The sequence below is a fragment of the Shewanella polaris genome, from assembly GCF_006385555.1.
GTDB classification, from domain to species: Bacteria; Pseudomonadota; Gammaproteobacteria; order Enterobacterales; family Shewanellaceae; genus Shewanella; species Shewanella polaris.
The window spans coordinates 4,135,869-4,153,489 of the sequence record NZ_CP041036.1 but is presented as its reverse complement, the minus strand read 5'-3'; the positions used below and the strand labels follow the sequence as shown (position 1 = coordinate 4,153,489).

Below are 17,621 nucleotides of genomic sequence, written 5' to 3'. Positions count from 1 at the left end.
TGGATGCTAAACATTAAAAAATCCCTTAGTGGTTAGGCTACTAAGGGATTTTTTATTGGCAGGAGTCATCATAACGTTTATTTATCTTCTGGAGACTAGACAGTTTTTAGTGATATCTCGTAACGATTGAACGTAAATTCACCATGTTGATATTGTGAGTGGTAGGTCATACCAAGTTTGGTGGCCACGTTTATCGAGGCACTATTGGCATTTGCAACATCGGCATAGACTATGTCTAAATCCATATGCTGTTTGGCATAGTCAATACAGGCTTGGTTAGCTTCTGTAGTTAACCCTTTTCCCCAATAATCTGGATGGAGCCGATAACCAATATCGACGGCATTAATGCGGGTTTCATTTTTAAATCCACAAAAACCAATCACAGTATTGGTGTCTTTAAGCACCATCGCCCAACGGCCAAAACCGTATTGTTGATATTCCACCAACCAAATGTTGCCAATGATGTTTTCGGCATCGCTTAAGGTATTACATACGCCTGCATCGCCAGTGTAACGATTGACTTGCTCTGGTGTATTAAAATGCAATACTGCTGGTGCATCTTCAAGGGTAAATTCTCGGATAATCAACCTTGGTGTTTCAGTAATGATTTTCATTATTTTCCCTTGTTATTGTTTTTATATCCCTATTGATTTAATCACTTTATCCCTTAATTCGAATTGAGATTACCTAAAACGAATTACAAAGTAGCTTAAGCTTATGCTAGGTTAACATACTCAATTCCCGACAATTAAGAATAACAATATGATCTGCTCCCGTGCTGCGTACCCCTTATTGGCGTTAGTGTTTTCAGCTTCGTCTTTATCATTTAATGCTATTGCAACACAGAGCGATCTTGATCAATCTGTTACTCAAGCGTTACCTAAACTTGAAAAGTTATATCTACATTTGCATCAACACCCTGAGTTGTCTTACCAAGAAAAAGCCACCAGTCAGCGGATGGCGCAAGAGTTAGCACAATTGGGGTTTGAGGTGACAGACAATTTTGGCGGTTACGGTGTGGTTGGCATATTGCAAAATGGCAAGGGGCCAGTGGTGATGATCCGCGCTGACATAGATGGATTACCCATTATAGAACAAACTGGTAAATCTTATGCGTCCACAGTGACAACGCAAGATGCCAGCAACAATAAAGTTGGTATTATGCACGGCTGTGGTCACGATATTCACATGACCAGTTTGATTGGTACTGCAGAGCAATTAGTTAAACATAAAGCCGATTGGCAAGGGACCTTAATGATGGTTGCCCAACCAGCAGAAGAAGTGGGCGGCGGGGCCAAAGCGATGCTTAAACAAGGCTTGTTTAGCAAATTCCCAACACCCGACAGTATTATTGGTTTGCATGTGAGCGCGTCAATTCCTGCGGGTAAAGTGGGCACGGTAAGCGGTTATGCTTTGGCGAACGTTGATTCTGTCGATATTACCATAAAGGGTAAGGGTGGCCACGGGGCTTATCCGCATTCAACTATCGATCCTGTGGTACTTGCTGCACGCACTGTACTTGCACTGCAAACCATAGTTAGCCGTGAAGTGTCACCGTTAGAGCCTAATGTTGTCACTGTGGGGTCTATTCATGGCGGATCGAAACACAATATTATTTCAGATGAAGTGAAGTTGCAGCTGACATTACGCTCGTATAATCCTAAGGTTCGTGAACAACAAATAGCGGCGATTAAACGTATTACTACAGGTATTGCGATCAGTGCTGGTTTGCCAGATGATTTCATGCCTGTGGTGTATGTGCATGACGATGAAACGATCCCTTCAACCTACAACGACCCAACATTAGCCGCTAAAGTGAAAGCCAGTATTGAGGCTGAATTGGGCAGTGATAATGTGTTGGTGGCACCACCGGTAATGGCGGGTGAAGATTTTGGTTTATATGGACTCACACCAGAGAAACGTCCTATTACCTTATTTTGGCTCGGCGCTGTTGATCCTAAACAGTATCAAGCAAGTGTTGCATCTGGCGATACATTGCCGTCTTTACACTCTAGCCAGTTTGCGCCAGATTATCAGTTAACTATCCGTACTGGGGTTAGAGCTATGACAAAATCCGCGATGGATTTATTTAATCAAACAGCGCAATAAACTTGAACGTTTACATTCAAATCAGTTTGCACCCGTTTATCTATGCCGTTAACTATCCTTACTGGGGTTAGGGCAATGACAAAATCCGCGATGGATTTATTTAATCAACCAGCGCAATAAACTTGAACGTTTACATTCAAGTCAGTTTGCACCCGGTTATCTATGCAGTTAACTATCCGTACTGGGGTTAGGGCTATGACAAAATCCGCGATGGATTTATTTAATCAAACAGCGCAATAACAAAAAATGTATAGAAGGGCGTTATTTCGTTATCAATAAGTGTAATAGTCGTATAATGGTGGTTATTGTTACTTTTGGAACTCCTTACTTTTTGGAACATGGGCATTATATGATTATCTTTAGCACTAACCTTGGCGATTTTACTGTAGAGCTTGATATGGAACATGCGCCAGTCACGTCAAAAAACTTTTTAAAATACTGCCAAGATGGTTTTTATGAAGGGACTATTTTTCATCGGGTCATTAAAGGTTTTATGGTGCAGGGTGGTGGCTTAACAGCCAAAATGAAAGAAAAGCCAACTCGCGATCCTATCACTAATGAAGCCAATAAAGGCTTAAAAAATGTAGTGGGTACTTTGTCTATGGCGCGTACTGATGCGCCGCATTCGGCTACAGGGCAGTTTTTTATTAATGTTGCCGACAATGATTTTCTAGATCATACAGCAACGACCAATTCAGGCTGGGGTTATGCGGTGTTTGCAAAAGTCACTGCGGGTATGGATGTTATTCAGCAAATGGAGCGAGTCAAAACCACTACAATAGCCGGACATGATGATGTGCCGCGTGAGCCTATTGTGATTGAGAAAGTGACTATTATTGATGAGCCGACTATTGCATAGAGCTAGCTTAAAACTAGCGCAGATTTGCGGGTTAATGAGTTGCGTTTCGTTACCCTTTGCTACCTTTACTAATCAAGTCAAAGTCAGCGCAATAAAAAAGGTTCGACAGTAATGTCGAACCTTTTTTGATCAGCAATTAAACTGGATTAAAGCGAATAACGAATACCAAAGGCAACGCCGTCATCTTCAGACAGTTCCATTCTGGCTTGTTGGTCTTTGTCGCTGCTAGTGAAGTCACTGTAATCTCGGCGAGCTTCTAAATAAACAACGGTTTCAGGGTTAAACACATAATGTAAACCCATGACCACAAATTGGCGTTTAAACACATCATTTGGATCGGCATTGTAGTTAGGCTGAATAACATAATCACTGCCAGCATCAAGGATGTTATATGACACAAACGTACGGATGTTGTTGTCAAACATATACGAGAACAAGGATTCAACACCGACGGCTTCATCAATTAAACGGCCAATATTGTCGGTGTCATGATTTTCGTTTTTGTTCACGTTGGCGGCGGCATAAAAGCCATTTTGATCAAAGTTACCCCAAGTGATACCCATACCGTAAATGAGATCAATGGCAGTGGATGCGCGACCGTTACCAAAGGTCACATCAAACTCACCACGGTTAATACCCGCCGTTAGGACTAATTCTTCAGTCGCTTGGTAAGTTACTGCACCACCATAGGTATAGTTATATTCAACTTGCTGAGCTTCTGCTGAACCTGTTGTCCATAAATCTTCACAAGCTTCTTGAGTAATGTCTTCAATATCACAGGTATAGAACTCACTGTTTTTTAGCTGAACTTGTACAGCGAAGCTAACATCGCCAAAACTATTACGATACTGGACGGTTTTGTCACCACGACCGACACCGTTTACCGCGCCATCATCTTTGTTGTAAGTGTAAACACCTGCCGTGTTACCGTCCCATACAAAACCATAGTTTGTGCTGTAGACCACGTCATACCAAGCACCCCACTGCTTGCCAATTGTGATACTACCGTAAGTGTCATGTGCAAGACCGACATAACCTAAACGGTTGTAAAAAAACTCATCTTGAATTGACTCAAAGCGGTTGTTATAAACAATGTCTGTGCTGCCCACAGGGTTTACACCCCATTCTAATTTTGCATACGCTTTCCAACCATCTTGTAATTGACGATCAAAACCAAAATTAATGCGTGACGCGCCGTTAACGACTTCAGTTTCACCTTGAGTATTGATCACTCGCGCATCGACAAAACCGCCAATGCTAACTGCGTTCACATCATCTTTAAAAATTTCGGTGGCTAATGCCGAAGGTGTTACCAGAACAGTTGAAATCAACGCTGCAACTAAAGTTTTATTCATTTTAATCTCTTGTCTTGTTGTTTGGATAAGCACAGCTTAGTTCATTTAACATTCTTTCTATTGAGTCGACGGAGAGTAGCAAACCCTCCATCCACTCATAAAGTGAAATATGTTCACAAAAGGCGATATATATCATAAATTTCATCGTTCAATGGTTTAGCAAACTTTTTTGTTAATAATTAGTTTGTATTTTGTTGGTTATTGTAAGGAAATGTTGATTTGTGGTTTCTTATGCACTTAAAGTGATTTTTTATTGTGCCTTAAAAAACAAATCATTTTTAGTGGTTTACTTGATGTAGATCGTTACATTATTTCACCAATGTCCTACGCTTAATTTAGGGCCTGTTATTGATTTTATCGAGGGTGACATTATGAACATGACTTTGCAGTTTCACGGCGCAACTCAAGAGGTTACTGGATCTTGCCATTTACTCACAGTCAATGGGCAGCAAGTGTTGCTTGATTGTGGATTAATTCAAGGGAGTAAAGCTGACTCGTTACGTAATCACGATCCCTTTCCATTCGACGCGTCAAAAATTCATGCAGTGGTGTTAAGCCACGCACATATTGATCATTCCGGTCGTCTGCCTTATTTAATTAATCAGGGGTTTACTGGCCCCATTTATACTCAAAAAGCCACCGCGGAGTTATGTGATGTCATGTTACGTGATGCGGCCATGTTGCAAGAGAGAGATACCGACAGACAAAATAAAAAGCGTGCAAAAAATGATTTAGAGCTGCTTGAACCGTTATTTACTGAGAAAGATGTCGATCTCGTGATGGCGCAATTTGAGGTGGTTGATTACGGCCAACGCGTGCAGGTTGCCGATGGAGTAGAGGTTTGTTTATCCGATGCAGGACATATTTTAGGCTCTGCTGTGGTTGAGTTATGGTTAGGCAATAAACCCGAACAGAAAAAACTGGTTTTTAGTGGTGACTTAGGTCGTGCAGGTATGCCGATTTTGGGGGACCCAACATTTATCGAACAAGCTGATTTGGTGCTAATGGAAAGTACTTATGGTGATAGGTTACACCGAAGCTGGCAAGACACATTGGTTGAACTGAAATCAATTTTTAAAAGCACTATTCATGAAGGCCGCGGTAATATATTGATCCCCGCATTTTCTGTCGGCCGCTCACAAGAGCTACTTTATCTGTTTCATTTGTATGCAAAAGAGTGGGATTTATCGCGTTGGCGTATTTGTTTAGACAGCCCAATGGCGATAAAAGCGACAGAAGTTTATGTTAATAATTACCCATTAATGGATGAAGACTTTAAACGTTTTACCCGTCAATCTCCGGGACAACATCCGTTATTATCTTGTGCTGAATTCATTAACAGTACTGAAGAATCGATTGAGCTAAACGATATTCATGAAGGGCTGATTGTGATTGCCGGTAGTGGTATGTGTAATGGGGGTCGTATTCGTAATCATTTTGTACATAACTTATGGCGCAAAGAAACTGACATTATTATTTGTGGCTTCCAAGCGATGGGCACACCCGGACGATTATTAGTCGACGGTGCAGAAGAGCTGACCATTCATGGTCAAAGTATTAAGGTTGCTGCAAGTATTCATACTGTAGGTGGTTTATCTGCCCATGCAGACCAAGCCGAATTATTGTCTTGGTATCGTCATTTTGAGCAATCACCCGCGGTGATATTGGTACATGGTGAACCAGAAGCACAGCAAGTATTGATTGAAGCACTGAATAAAGACCCCGCGACTAAACCGAAACATAGCGCTATTGCCAAACGAGGAGATTGCTTAGACTTAAATGCTTTACCTCAGTTGGTGTGGCTTACTACGGCAAGTGAATCCAATGAGCCATCAGAACGTTGATTCAAGTGAACGTGGGACTAGTGGAATAATAATTAGCTGCGGGCTAAGCATCAATTTCGTCTTGCAGCTTTTCAATATCATCTAAAATACGCATAAACTTTTGCCCAAATTCAGTTACCTCGTATTCCACTCTAGGGGGGATCTCGGGATAGTTGATTTTATGTAAAATGCCGAATTCAATATTTTTCTTCAAGCATTGATTCAACACTTTGGTGCTGAGACCTTCAACGGATTTGACCATTTCACCAGGACGATTAATCTTGTTCGCCAATAGCTGATACACAGTTAAGGACCATTTACAGCCGTAAATGGTTTCGACCATGCGGGCACTTTTTTCTGGGGCCGATTTTCGCGCAAATAATTTTTCGTTTGTATTCATTAATATGTACCTAAAAGTACCTATGCAACCGATTTGTACTTACTATTCAATCGGATAGTTTGCCAATAAGCTTACCACACTTACTCTTATATTAGGTGTGAACAAATGACGAAGTTAACTCAAGAAACAGCGCTTATTATTGGCGGTACAAGTGGTATTGGTTTTGAAACTGCCAAGCAATTAGTTGCTCAAGGTATTGATACCATTATTGTTGGTAATAAAGCGGATAAGCTCAACGAAGCTGTGATACAACTGTCAGCACTAGGCCGTGTAAGTGGATTTCAAACTAACTTATACGACAGCCAAGATCTTGCGCGTTTGATCAATATGATCGACTCAACCGATAACAAGATTACGTATTTAGTTAATGCTGCTGGGTACTTTAGTCCCAAGCCATTTTTAGACCATCAAGTGAGTGATTACGATATTTACATGGAGCTTAACAAAGCTATTTTTGTTATTTCTCAAGCTGTTGCCAGAAACATGGTTAAACATCAAGGTGGCAGTATTGTGAATATTGGTTCTATGTGGGCTAAACAAGCCATTAAAGCTACGCCATCAAGTGCGTATTCTATGGCTAAGGCCGGTTTGCATGCACTGACACAACACATGGCAATGGAATTGGCTGCACATAATATTCGTGTCAATGCAGTATCGCCAGCCGTGGTCAGTACGCCAATTTATCAAGCCTTTATTGAACCTCAAGATATGGCTAGCGTACTTGAAAGCTTCAATGAATTTCATCCTATCGGACGAATTGGAAATGCTACCGATGTGGCAAACAGCATAGTGTTTTTATTATCAGATAAAGCATCTTGGGTGACGGGTGCAATATGGGATGTTGATGGTGGCGTGATGGCTGGCCGTAATTAATAGAGGCATCTATTTTTTTGAAGTATGAATGTTTGGGGAGCGATCTTCATCGCTCCTTATTATCAGCTAACTTACCCCCAGTAGACTTAATCACACTTAATAAGCGTTAATATTTCATTCTATAAATCGCTATGACGCGTTAAACTATATGCAAATAAGCGATATGAGCTGCGTGATGAAGTTAGTTAAAATAGATAAAACCCGATACCGTTCGAATAATAACCAGATGCAGATAGGCTTGGTCGCTATATTGATTATTTTGTCACTAGTGTTTGGCCAATTGATGATTTATTTTTTGGGCGTAAAACCGATAGCGGGCGCTGAATCGACGGGTAATTTTCATTTGAATTTTGGTGGGGTTATTTTAGCCGTAATGGTGTGTAGTTTATTGGTGCGCAACTTTCGTCACAAACCCAAGTTTTACGAAGTGTATTATGTATGGCAACTCAAGCAATTGCAGAACAAAATCTACCGCAAACTAAAAGCGATTCAACAAGCCGCCAAAAATAATGATCGCGATGCGTTAGTGATATTGAGTTTTTATTATCAAAGCTTGGCGTTAGTATATGACTTAGATAACAACACCTTAACCATGTCGAACGTAAATAATGAGTTAGATAAACTGCAACAGCGCATCGATGCAGCAGGGTTTACGATTGATGTGGATGAGTTTTCTCCCGAGATGCTACAAGCCTTTTAGTACAACCTATTCATACCTTAAATAAGGAGCCATGATGTCAATACTGGCAGATATTCCTTTTTCATTACTCGAACTCGCGCCGATGCGTGAAGATTCAACCGTATCAGAAACCCTACAAGACAGTTTACGTTATGCTCAACATGCCGAAAGCCTTGGAGTAAATCGTTTTTGGTTAGCCGAACACCACAATATGCCGGGCATTATTTGTTCTGCTACATCCATTTTAATTGGTTACATTGCTGGTGGCACAGCGCGAATGCGTGTTGGTGCTGGGGGAATTATGTTACCCAATCATCCACCGCTAGTGGTGGCAGAGCAATTTGGCACGTTAGCCTGCTTGTATCCTAATCGAATTGATTTAGGTTTAGGCCGTGCTCCGGGGAGCGATCCGGTGACCAGCTTAGCACTCAACCGTGATAATAAACGGGCGGAACATTTTCCTGATGAGGTAAGCGAGTTGCAATCGTTACTTGGCCCACGTGAACAGCGCCAAGATACTAACTATAAAGCGGTGCGAGCGATCCCTGGCGAAGATACTAATGTGCCAATTTGGTTATTAGGTTCTAGCTTGTTCAGTGCACAGTTAGCAGCAGAACGTGGCTTGCCATATGTGTTTGCAGGCCATTTTGCACCGCGTTTTCTGTCAGAAGCTATCGCACTTTATCGTCGTGAATTTACCCCTTCTGCAGTGTTAGCTAAACCTTATGTCATGGTCGGCTTACCTTTAGTTGCTGCACCAACAGATGAAGAAGCTGAGCATCTTAGTACTACCTCTAAACAGCGTATTTTAGCGTTAATTCGTGGTCAAGAAATGTGGCTTAAACCGCCAATCGCTAGCATGAATGGTTTGTGGAGCGAGCAAGAAAAGAACTATGTTGATAGCTTTTTAAGTTTGTCTATTTGTGGCGGCCCAACAACCATTAAGCATCGATTAGAGATGTTTGTTGAGGAGCTTGGAGTAGACGAATTGATGTTTACTAATGACTTGTATGACAACGAGCATCGTTTACGCGCCTTGGATATTTTAATGAGCGTGAAGTAATAACGAAGCCAAAGTCAGCTAGTTTATTGAGTAAGTGCTAAGTTGCTAGTTACTCAAAACATAAAAAACCAAGACTGATGTCTTGGTTTTTTTATGTTTACATCAGCAGAATTAACTCAAAAAACTTAAATAGCTTGGCCATTTACAGTCAGTTTAACATCGATGTTGCCACGCACTGCATTTGAGTATGGGCAAACTTGATGAGCTGTTTTAACCAGTTTTTCAGCTTCTGCTTGGTCGAGTTCAAGTTCGACAGCTAGTGCAACTGTGAGTGCAAAACCACCATTATCATTAGCGCCGATACCTACAGTCGCTGTAGTTGGAGCCGATTTGATAGCCATCTTAGTTTGACTTGCTACATGTAGAATTGCGTTAGAAAAACACGCAGCATACCCTGCAGCAAATAACTGTTCTGGATTAGTAAACTCACCGCTGCCACCCATTTCTTTTGGGTAACTTAATTGTAAGTCGACTTTTTTGTCTTCAGTAGAAACTTGGCCATTACGACCTGCTAGTGCTGTAGCTGAAGTGGTGTATAACGCTTTCATAATAGACCTCATAAAGTATGTTAAAGATGTTGGTTGTATCAATTCAGTCGATTGCTATGGCTTATATCTAGATGCAGTAGACTTCATCATCAATCAATTTAAGTTGTGCGCAATCTAATTGTGTTTACTATAACGCTAGATTCTTATTATGGCAACTAAATTGTGTGCAATTTAATTTGTGTGAATTTGTATTTACAGTCACCTGACGGTGTTGAACCTTTATCCGTAGCTCAATATCATTTTGATTAGCTTGTCATTCTTCTGTCACCTTTATGTCATCATTAGCTCTCACAATAGCGTCTCATTAGACCTCTTAGGCTTTGCTAAGCACAGCCATATAAACAATTAATGATAAAAAGGATAGGCTATGAAACGGTTTGTGACTCGTCGTGATTTTCTTGCAATATCAGCCAAAGGTGTAGGTGCTGTAGTCGTGTCGTATGGATTAATGGGCTGCAGTAGTGATGATGACGATTTAGTATCAGGCCAATTTTTACAAGGTGTCGCCAGTGGTGATCCTGCAACTGATGCAGTCATTTTATGGACCCGAGTGACACCCGATGTAGAGGGTGATATTACCGTGTCATGGGAAGTTGCCACCGACAGTGATTTTAGTCAGTTAGTGACTAATGGCGAAACTGTTACGAACCAAAGCCGAGACTATACCGTTAAAGTTGACGCGGTAGGACTTGAAGCTGGTCAACGATATTACTATCGCTTTAAAGCTGGTGACACAGTATCGGAAATGGGCCAGACTCGTACATTACCTGAGGGCAGTGTTGATTCGGTAAAGTTAGCGGTAATGTCATGTGCTAATTTCCCAGCAGGCTATTTTAATGTGTATGAAATGGCTGCGCAGCAAGATGATTTAGATGCTGTGGTGCATTTAGGTGACTATTTATATGAGTATGCTCGTGGTGAATATGCCAGCGAGCATGCCGTTGAGTTAGATCGTGAAGTGTTACCAGAAGGCGAGTTGTTTTTACTTGAAGATTATCGTACTCGTTACAGCCAATATCGTAGCGATTCAAGCTTACAAAAACTGCATGCTAAAGTGCCGTTTATTACCGTATGGGATGACCACGAAGTAGCAAACGATACTTGGAAAGACGGTGCCGAAAATCATAATGACGGCGAAGGCGATTTTGATGAGCGCAAACAAGCTGCACTACAAGCTTACTTTGAATGGCTGCCAATACGCCCTTGGAGTGAAGGTAACCATGAAGAAATTTACAGAAGTTTTAATTACGGTAACTTGGTTGATTTGCACATGCTCGATACTCGAGTATTGGCTCGCGATAAACAGCTAGAGTACGGAAATTATATTGACTCTGCTACAGGATCATTTGACAGCTCGACATTTGCAGCTGATGTGACCGATACCAACCGTACATTACTTGGGCAGACTCAGTTACTGTGGTTACAGCAAACGTTATTGCAGTCTACAGCTAAATGGCAAGTGCTAGGTCAGCAAGTTTTGATGGGTAAAATGTTAATGCCTGCGGCTATTGCTACTCAACAAATGAGTATTCCACAATTTGCTGAGCTTGCCGGGTTAGCTCAACTAGCGGCTCGTGCACAAGCGGGTGACTCAACATTAACGGTTGAAGAGCTTACGTACTTGCAAGCGAATCAAGACAAGTTAACCCCAGAGGTGATAGCGCTATTACAATTGCCTTCAATTCCATACAATCTAGATGCGTGGGACGGCTATGCCTATGAGCGTGAAGTGATTTATGCAACGGCAAAATCGCTAAATCAGAATTTAGTCGTTATTGCTGGTGACACCCATAACGCTTGGGCAAGTGATTTAACCGACATCGATGGTGATGTGGTTGGTGTCGAGTTTGCCACTAGCTCTGTGTCATCACCTGGGCTTGAGTATTACTTAGGCTTAGCTGATGATGAAATGCCAGCAACAGAAGCGGCGATAGTGAGTTTAATTAGCGATCTTAAATACGCAAATTTAAAAGATCGTGGTTATTTATTACTGACATTTACTCAAGATGAAGTGCGCAGTGATTGGCAATATGTCGACACTATTTTAGATAAGACTTTTACTCAGTTAGATGCCCGTGGTTACAGCGCTACGAGTACCGCAGGTAGCCCAAAAGTCACGTCGGTGTCTTAATGCGTTGATGTGAATTCGCCGATACAATTCAGCCACCGTAAAGGTGGCTGAATTGTTTATACACATAATCAAATCATTAACGTTAATCTATAGTCAATACCACGATTTTTAATGGATGATTGTCATCAAATGCGGGAAAGTCTGGATGGCAAGCTAACCATTGAGTTGCGGTCACTTTACGGCCTTGTTTTTCTACGCAGCGTACAAGACTGTCGTACCATGCTTGACGCTCAACTTTAGCGACATTATTACAACAGACAATTTTACCGCCAACTTTTGTTGTTAATACTGCTGGTTTAAACAAGCCTTGGTAATCATTCACTAAGTCGACAATCCCGAATGCACTTTTAGCAAAACGTGGAGGATCTAAAAACACTAAATCGAATTGAGTTGCGCGCAGTTTAGGGTATTTAGGCAGTTTTTGATTACGACGACCACCAATGGGTAAACCCGCTAATTGACGTAATGCCGGAAACGCATCACTTTGCACAAATTCACACACATCGGTGACATTGTTTAGCTCAGCATTTTTTTGCCCAGCAGCTAATGCAAATGATGAAAAGTCGACATTCATGACTCTACGAGCACCGCCCATTGCTGCAGCAGTACCAATACCACAAGTGTATGAAAATAGGTTTAATACCGTCTTGTCTTGGCTATTGTCGCAAACATATTCGCGGCCAATACGCATGTCTAAAAATAGCAGTGGGTCTTGACCTTCATGACGCAGTTTGGAAGTAAAGGCAATGCCATTTTCATGGATAACTTGTTCTGATTGTGAGTAGTCTTGGGCTTCATTTTCGACATTATTTACCACACGAGAATGACTGCCTGAGCGATCGTTGTAAACGATATGGTAGTCTGCGTGGGCGGTAAGTATGCTTGATATGTCTTCAAGTTGTTGCGCCGTTAATGTTTGATGAAAGGTTTGGATTAACCATGCATCACCGTAACGGTCGATATTTAGGCCATTCTCACCTTCAACAGTGCCATGAAATACCCGATAACAATCGGTGTTATTTTGTTTTGCTTGCTCAATAAAACTCGCACGTTTGGCTAGTGCTTCGGTTACAACAGCTTGAATCGACATGGATGCTCGTTAAATGGTGGGGCAATTGGCGCGGATTATAGCAAACATTCTGGCTTAGTGAAGTTGCTACAGAGACTATTAGAGGGGCGCAATTAATCTGGTAGATGCACTTTAAAGGTTTTGTCGGCAATAATTTTGCCATTTAATGTTAGTGTCATGCGCCAATTACCCACTTTATAAATACCAATCCGCATTGAAGTTTGTTCTTTTAGCGAAAATTATTAGCGTGGTATTCGCGGCAGTCTTTTGAAGCCATAGTTGTTCTCGGCAACTGCTCCTGCGTTGCTCTACCTCCTGCATCCATGCAGTCGTACGTTAAGAAAGACTAACAAAGAAGAGCGCACTAATAAATTCGCCCTTCGGGGCGGTGTCACAATACCAATTACTGCCTCAAATGCCCTCGATGGAGATGACTACACCATCAGTCATTTGAATTGTACTTGGCACTGTGACGACGCCTAAAATAGACCATACTTCAATAAGGATTGGTATATTGGTCCCCAAATACAATCGCCCAGATAAAAGCGCCAATCATTTTCTTTGATATAAACTTCGCCATCAAATGGTGGGCGGATATGGCCGTTGTCATCTGGTATATCGGGATGATAAATACAGTAACTGAGTACTTGGTTTTTGGCTTTTTTGATCCGAGTAATAAAGCCAAATTCGGTGTCGATAATCGCGGGCACATGAACGGTTGCCTGTAACAAACGCGGCAAGTCATCACTTTGAGTGTCCCATTGACTGAATATGCCGCTGTAAATAATACTTACATCAGCTTTTAACTTACTCAAATCTTATCCTTTAGCATTCTCTTTTAGGTATTTAATTGCCGCTTGCAGCGCAAAGTCATACCCTTGCGCACCGAGGCCACTGATAACACCTTGGGCTTTATCAGAAAAATACGAATGATGCCTAAATGGCTCACGGGCATGTACGTTAGATAAATGCACTTCAATAAACGGAATAGCTACGCCGAGTATCGCATCACGCAAGGCTACACTCGTGTGGGTAAACGCGGCAGGATTGATAATAATAAACTGTGCATCGGTAGCATGAATCGCATCAATAAGCTGGTGTTCAGCATTTGACTGAATGTGTTCTAAGGTTACGCCAACTTTACTAGCCGTTTCAGTGAGATCGCTCACTATGGTGGCTAGGGTTTGATGGCCATAATGCCCAGGCTCACGGCGGCCAAGCAAATTAAGATTAGGGCCGTTGATAATTAAAATTTTGGCTATGCTGCTCATGATACTTCCTGTGTGGTGGGCAATAAACTAAACACCTTCATTCTTACTGAAGATAACCGTTTGGTAAACCTCAAAATCTTCAGCTACCAAGGAAAATTAATAGTCTGACTTATTTTGACGCATGGCTTTGGTGGCACCACGTTGTTTTTTTGTTTCAATACGTCGCGTTTGGCTGCCTTTTGTTGCTCGAGTAGGTATACGGGTTTTTTGCACAATACCGACACTTTTTACTAACTCGATAAATTGTTCTAACGCGGTTTGGCGATTAAAATCTTGGCTACGAGATTGCTGACATTTAATGATGACTTTGCCACTTTTAGTAATACGGTGGTCAGCTTTGGCTAATAGCTTTTGTTGATAAAACTCAGGCAAAGACGATGAGGCAATATCAAAACTGAGTTGGGCTGCGGTCGACACTTTATTGACATTTTGACCACCAGCACCACTTGAACGAACAAACTGCCATTCAATTTCATTGTCTTGCAATATGACTCGTTGGGTAATTTGTATCATCTGGTTGTGGTGGTTCCCTTAAATTAGCTATTAATTTTTCTATAGCATGAGAATTTATTCTATCTTTCTAATATTTATTTTACCGTAGTCTCAGAAATTTTTCAGCCTTGTCTTGTGTTGGCATTTTGTCGTGATAGATCCGTGATGCTTGATATAAAAAGTCTGACTAGGATCTGAGATATTAGATATTTAATGAAATGAATAGAATAGTTTTGTTATCATACGACCATTGCTGCTTTACACGATAACATCACCGTATAAAGTCTATTCTATGGCCTGATCACAAGGCTGGAGTTGCCGTTATGTTATGTCAAATACCTGATATTACCAAAGGTGTCATTAGTTTATTTGTCAGTGGCCGTTTATCGGCACACGATTATCGTACTCATTTACAACCCGCCATTAAGAGTTACCGAAAAGACTGGGACCAAGTGTGTCTTTATATTGAAGCCGATGTGTTATTGGAAGGCTGGGAGTTTGGTTCGCTCACTGGCAGTGGTGAAGTACAGTTACCCGAGTTTGATGCTTTAGTATTTGTTGGCGGCCCCGATTGGGTCGGCAATGCAGTTAGGCTTATGGGGCCGTTTATGCAAGGCGAAGTTGCATGGTTTTCATTAGAGCATAAACAAGATGCGGTAGCTTGGATTGCCAAACGCTCTCATCGCTAGAAGCAACTTAATGGCTTATTTACTACGTTATTGCTTATTTGGGTAAAAAACTACCTATTATAAGCTCCACTTTGTAGTAAATTGTCACTAACTACTGCAAAATTCATCTCGAAAGGTCAACTAACTCTAATGTTGATTTTATTATTTTAGGAAAATAGCTTATGTCATTATCAAAATTGTTAGCCGCATCAAGTGCGTTATTGTTAACCCTTAGCTTAACGGCATGTGCACCAGAAGTGGGCAGCGATGCTTGGTGTAAGCAAATGAAAGAAAAAGAGAGTGGTGATTGGACTGCCAATGAAGCAGCTGATTACGCCAAATACTGCGTATTTAAATAATATCATTTTCTCTGTGATGGTTAATATCGCTGCACATCTATTACAGGTTGGCCACTGCAACGAAGAACAAAATAACTATCGACATAAAGCCTACTCGCTAGGTGATACTCAATTTTAAGCCTAATCATCCGATTAGGCTTTTTCATTTTAATTAGTAAATTGCTTAAAAATAATACTTGCTTATTTAAGATTACAACTGTAATTTAAATGAATAGATTACATCTGTAATCCATTTTTAGCCTAACAAGTTCTAACAACAAATGAGCGGTATAGCATGAAAGAAATCAGCAATAGTGAATTAGTCGTGTTGCAACAGCTTTGGCAACATTCACCATTAACCTCGAGTGAAGTGGTTGATGCGTTAGAGAAAAGCCATGACATGCATGAAAAAATGGTTAAAACCTTACTTAATCGTTTAGTCAAAAAACAAGCCGTCAGTTTTGAAAAACAAGGTCGAGTTTACCATTACTCACCATTAATTGCTGAGCAAGACTATACCGTTAAAGAATCGCTTTCTTTTGTGGATCGCATGTTTGCTGGCAAGTTAACCCCATTGGTTGCCGGTTTTGCGCAGAAGAACAAGCTGTCGGCAGAAGATGTCGCCGAACTGCAAACCTTACTTGATGATTGGCAAAAGGAACAAAAGTGACGATTAATTGGTTTATGGAACAAACCATCTCATTGAGCGTGGTGTGTTTAACCTTGCTGGCAATGCACAGGTTGTTATTGTCTAGATTTGGAGCGCACTATACCTACTTTATGTGGATATCAGTGCCACTATTAATCATTGCAGATTTACTGCAAATGATATTGCCTCACCACGTTAACTGGTTTGGCACCAATAACGCAGCCTCAATCATCCAGCAGTATTATGTGTTTGCTAGCGATACCGCTGCGTTGTCGGCAAGCTTACTTGACCTGTTATACCTGCCTTATCTCTACGGTGCCGTTATCACGTTATTAGTCGCTAATATCGTGATGGAATACAGCTACTTGCAACGATTAATCCAGCGTGGGCGTCAGCTAGATATTCCCTCTGTAAAGCTTAAGGTATTAGTCCATCCAGACATTGAATCACCTATGCTCGCAGGGTTTATTACTCCCAGTATTTTGGTGCCAACGAGCTTTATACAACTAGATGAAAGTCAGCAGCAAGCCATTATTCAGCACGAGGTTTATCATTATCAACGTGGTGATTTATGGGCAAATGCCTTGGCTTATGGATTAACCGTTTTGTTTTGGTTCAATCCGTTGATGTGGTTGAGCTACCGCCGATTTAGACAAGATCAAGAATTGTCATGCGATGCGCAAGTCACTGCCGACATGAAAGCCCAAGCTAAAATTGCCTATAGCAGAACACTATTGGCCTATTCACAGCATGCGCCGTTGAGCATGTTACACACCCATTATGGGGATAAAACCATCTTAAAAGAGAGGATCTTACAGATGAAAAAGCAACATGGGAAAAGCACCTTAGCATTGATTGGAATGACACTTGCTATTGGTGTTGGTGCCTTTATGTTTAATCAGCAAGTATTTGCAGGCAATAATCTTAGCGTTGAAAACAAAGCCGATGCTATGGCAATGCCTGTGATAAGAATTGAGCCTAGTTATCCAATTGATGCCGCTAAAGAAGGGCTTAATGGTTATGTTCAAATGTCATTTGATATCAGTCAAAATGGAAGTGTGAACAATGTTAGGGTGACTAAGTCGTCGCCGAAACAAGTGTTTGATGCATCGGCTGTTGAGGCGCTTGAACAATGGAAGTATCAACCCTCTGCGAATGGGTTTAAAGACCTACAAGTACAGTTAGACTATGTTATCCATCAGCCTGAGAAATCAGTTGAGAGAATCACTGTAAAATAACGAATATTAAAGATGCTGAAAATGATTCAATGCCTCATTGCTATGGGGCATTGAAT

Annotated in this window: 21 protein-coding genes; 12 read left to right on the top strand and 9 right to left on the bottom strand. The window is 41.3% G+C overall.

The genetic code is table 11. The annotated features are described in order from the left end of the window. Nucleotides 1-95: 95 nt before the first annotated feature. Nucleotides 96-614, bottom strand: a complete 519-nt coding sequence (locus FH971_RS18140; RefSeq protein WP_140235221.1) for a GNAT family N-acetyltransferase — start codon at nt 612-614, stop codon at nt 96-98. Nucleotides 615-762: 148 nt separating this feature from the next. On the opposite strand from FH971_RS18140, the gene FH971_RS18135 reads away from it, so the two are divergent. Together FH971_RS18135 and FH971_RS18130 are read left to right on the top strand one after the other, a co-directional pair. Next, on the top strand, nt 763-2,109 hold the full coding sequence (locus FH971_RS18135) for a M20 metallopeptidase family protein (protein ID WP_140235220.1): 1,347 nt from the start codon (nt 763-765) through the stop codon (nt 2,107-2,109). A gap of 349 nt (nt 2,110-2,458) precedes the next feature. After that, complete coding sequence (locus FH971_RS18130) at nt 2,459-2,968, top strand: peptidylprolyl isomerase (protein ID WP_137225017.1); 510 nt, start codon at nt 2,459-2,461, stop codon at nt 2,966-2,968. A 146-nt stretch (nt 2,969-3,114) separates the two neighbouring features. Here the strand turns inward: FH971_RS18130 and FH971_RS18125 are convergent, their stop codons facing one another. Continuing rightward, nucleotides 3,115-4,323 carry a porin gene (locus FH971_RS18125; RefSeq protein ID WP_140235219.1) on the bottom strand — a complete coding sequence of 403 codons (1,209 nt, stop codon included), beginning with the start codon at nt 4,321-4,323 and terminating at the stop codon, nt 3,115-3,117. A gap of 371 nt (nt 4,324-4,694) precedes the next feature. Here FH971_RS18125 and FH971_RS18120 point away from each other — a divergent pair, with 371 nt between their 5' ends. Further along, nucleotides 4,695-6,167 (top strand): MBL fold metallo-hydrolase RNA specificity domain-containing protein, encoded by a 1,473-nt coding sequence (locus tag FH971_RS18120; protein WP_137225020.1) that lies wholly within the window; start codon nt 4,695-4,697, stop codon nt 6,165-6,167. A gap of 43 nt (nt 6,168-6,210) precedes the next feature. Here FH971_RS18120 and FH971_RS18115 read toward each other — a convergent pair whose 3' ends face one another. Beyond that, entirely contained in the window at nt 6,211-6,546 is a 336-nt protein-coding gene (locus FH971_RS18115) for a winged helix-turn-helix transcriptional regulator (RefSeq protein WP_137225022.1), read from the bottom strand. A 105-nt stretch (nt 6,547-6,651) separates the two neighbouring features. Between FH971_RS18115 and FH971_RS18110 the strand changes: the two genes are divergently transcribed. The 3 genes from FH971_RS18110 (at nt 6,652) to FH971_RS18100 (ending at nt 9,161) form a co-directional block, all read left to right on the top strand. After that, nucleotides 6,652-7,419 (top strand): SDR family NAD(P)-dependent oxidoreductase, encoded by a 768-nt coding sequence (locus tag FH971_RS18110; protein ID WP_140235218.1) that lies wholly within the window; start codon nt 6,652-6,654, stop codon nt 7,417-7,419. A 175-nt stretch (nt 7,420-7,594) separates the two neighbouring features. Further along, a complete protein-coding gene (locus FH971_RS18105) occupies nt 7,595-8,119 on the top strand; it encodes a DUF3087 domain-containing protein (RefSeq protein ID WP_137225026.1) in 525 nt (174 codons plus the stop codon). Between the two features lie 34 nt (nt 8,120-8,153). Continuing rightward, nucleotides 8,154-9,161 carry an LLM class flavin-dependent oxidoreductase gene (locus FH971_RS18100; protein ID WP_140235645.1) on the top strand — a complete coding sequence of 336 codons (1,008 nt, stop codon included), beginning with the start codon at nt 8,154-8,156 and terminating at the stop codon, nt 9,159-9,161. Nucleotides 9,162-9,286: 125 nt separating this feature from the next. Here FH971_RS18100 and ohr read toward each other — a convergent pair whose 3' ends face one another. Then, nucleotides 9,287-9,709, bottom strand: a complete 423-nt coding sequence (ohr, locus tag FH971_RS18095) for an organic hydroperoxide reductase Ohr (RefSeq protein WP_140235217.1) — start codon at nt 9,707-9,709, stop codon at nt 9,287-9,289. 367 nt (nt 9,710-10,076) lie between these two features. Here ohr and FH971_RS18090 point away from each other — a divergent pair, with 367 nt between their 5' ends. Further along, nucleotides 10,077-11,840: an alkaline phosphatase D family protein gene (locus tag FH971_RS18090; protein WP_140235216.1), complete on the top strand. Its 1,764-nt coding sequence runs from the start codon at nt 10,077-10,079 to the stop codon at nt 11,838-11,840. 82 nt (nt 11,841-11,922) lie between these two features. On the opposite strand, the gene FH971_RS18085 is transcribed toward FH971_RS18090, so the two are convergent. The 5 genes from FH971_RS18085 to arfB all read right to left on the bottom strand — a co-directional run bounded on the left by FH971_RS18085 (nt 11,923) and on the right by arfB (nt 14,693). Continuing rightward, the gene (locus tag FH971_RS18085) at nt 11,923-12,930 is read right to left on the bottom strand and encodes a class I SAM-dependent rRNA methyltransferase (protein ID WP_137225033.1); all 1,008 of its coding nucleotides are present in this window, start codon (nt 12,928-12,930) and stop codon (nt 11,923-11,925) included. A gap of 92 nt (nt 12,931-13,022) precedes the next feature. Next, entirely contained in the window at nt 13,023-13,124 is a 102-nt protein-coding gene (locus tag FH971_RS18080; RefSeq protein WP_240778393.1) for a DUF3859 domain-containing protein, read from the bottom strand. A 264-nt stretch (nt 13,125-13,388) separates the two neighbouring features. Then, nucleotides 13,389-13,724: a DUF3859 domain-containing protein gene (locus tag FH971_RS18075; RefSeq protein WP_140235215.1), complete on the bottom strand. Its 336-nt coding sequence runs from the start codon at nt 13,722-13,724 to the stop codon at nt 13,389-13,391. 3 nt (nt 13,725-13,727) lie between these two features. Further along, a complete protein-coding gene (aroQ, locus tag FH971_RS18070) occupies nt 13,728-14,180 on the bottom strand; it encodes a type II 3-dehydroquinate dehydratase (protein WP_140235214.1) in 453 nt (150 codons plus the stop codon). 96 nt (nt 14,181-14,276) lie between these two features. Beyond that, entirely contained in the window at nt 14,277-14,693 is a 417-nt protein-coding gene (arfB, locus tag FH971_RS18065) for an alternative ribosome rescue aminoacyl-tRNA hydrolase ArfB (protein WP_137225039.1), read from the bottom strand. A 302-nt stretch (nt 14,694-14,995) separates the two neighbouring features. Here arfB and FH971_RS18060 point away from each other — a divergent pair, with 302 nt between their 5' ends. The 5 genes from FH971_RS18060 (at nt 14,996) to FH971_RS18045 (ending at nt 17,565) form a co-directional block, all read left to right on the top strand. After that, nucleotides 14,996-15,361: a SpoIIAA family protein gene (locus tag FH971_RS18060; protein ID WP_137225041.1), complete on the top strand. Its 366-nt coding sequence runs from the start codon at nt 14,996-14,998 to the stop codon at nt 15,359-15,361. A 161-nt stretch (nt 15,362-15,522) separates the two neighbouring features. Beyond that, complete coding sequence (locus FH971_RS18055; protein WP_140235213.1) at nt 15,523-15,699, top strand: DUF3012 domain-containing protein; 177 nt, start codon at nt 15,523-15,525, stop codon at nt 15,697-15,699. After that, nucleotides 15,659-15,817, top strand: a complete 159-nt coding sequence (locus FH971_RS20440) for a hypothetical protein (protein ID WP_167495964.1) — start codon at nt 15,659-15,661, stop codon at nt 15,815-15,817. Before FH971_RS18055 ends, FH971_RS20440 begins: the two co-directional genes overlap by 41 nt. A gap of 156 nt (nt 15,818-15,973) precedes the next feature. Beyond that, on the top strand, nt 15,974-16,348 hold the full coding sequence (locus tag FH971_RS18050) for a BlaI/MecI/CopY family transcriptional regulator (RefSeq protein WP_137225045.1): 375 nt from the start codon (nt 15,974-15,976) through the stop codon (nt 16,346-16,348). Then, the gene (locus FH971_RS18045) at nt 16,345-17,565 is read left to right on the top strand and encodes a M56 family metallopeptidase (protein ID WP_240778391.1); all 1,221 of its coding nucleotides are present in this window, start codon (nt 16,345-16,347) and stop codon (nt 17,563-17,565) included. Before FH971_RS18050 ends, FH971_RS18045 begins: the two co-directional genes overlap by 4 nt. Nucleotides 17,566-17,621: the final 56 nt, after the last annotated feature.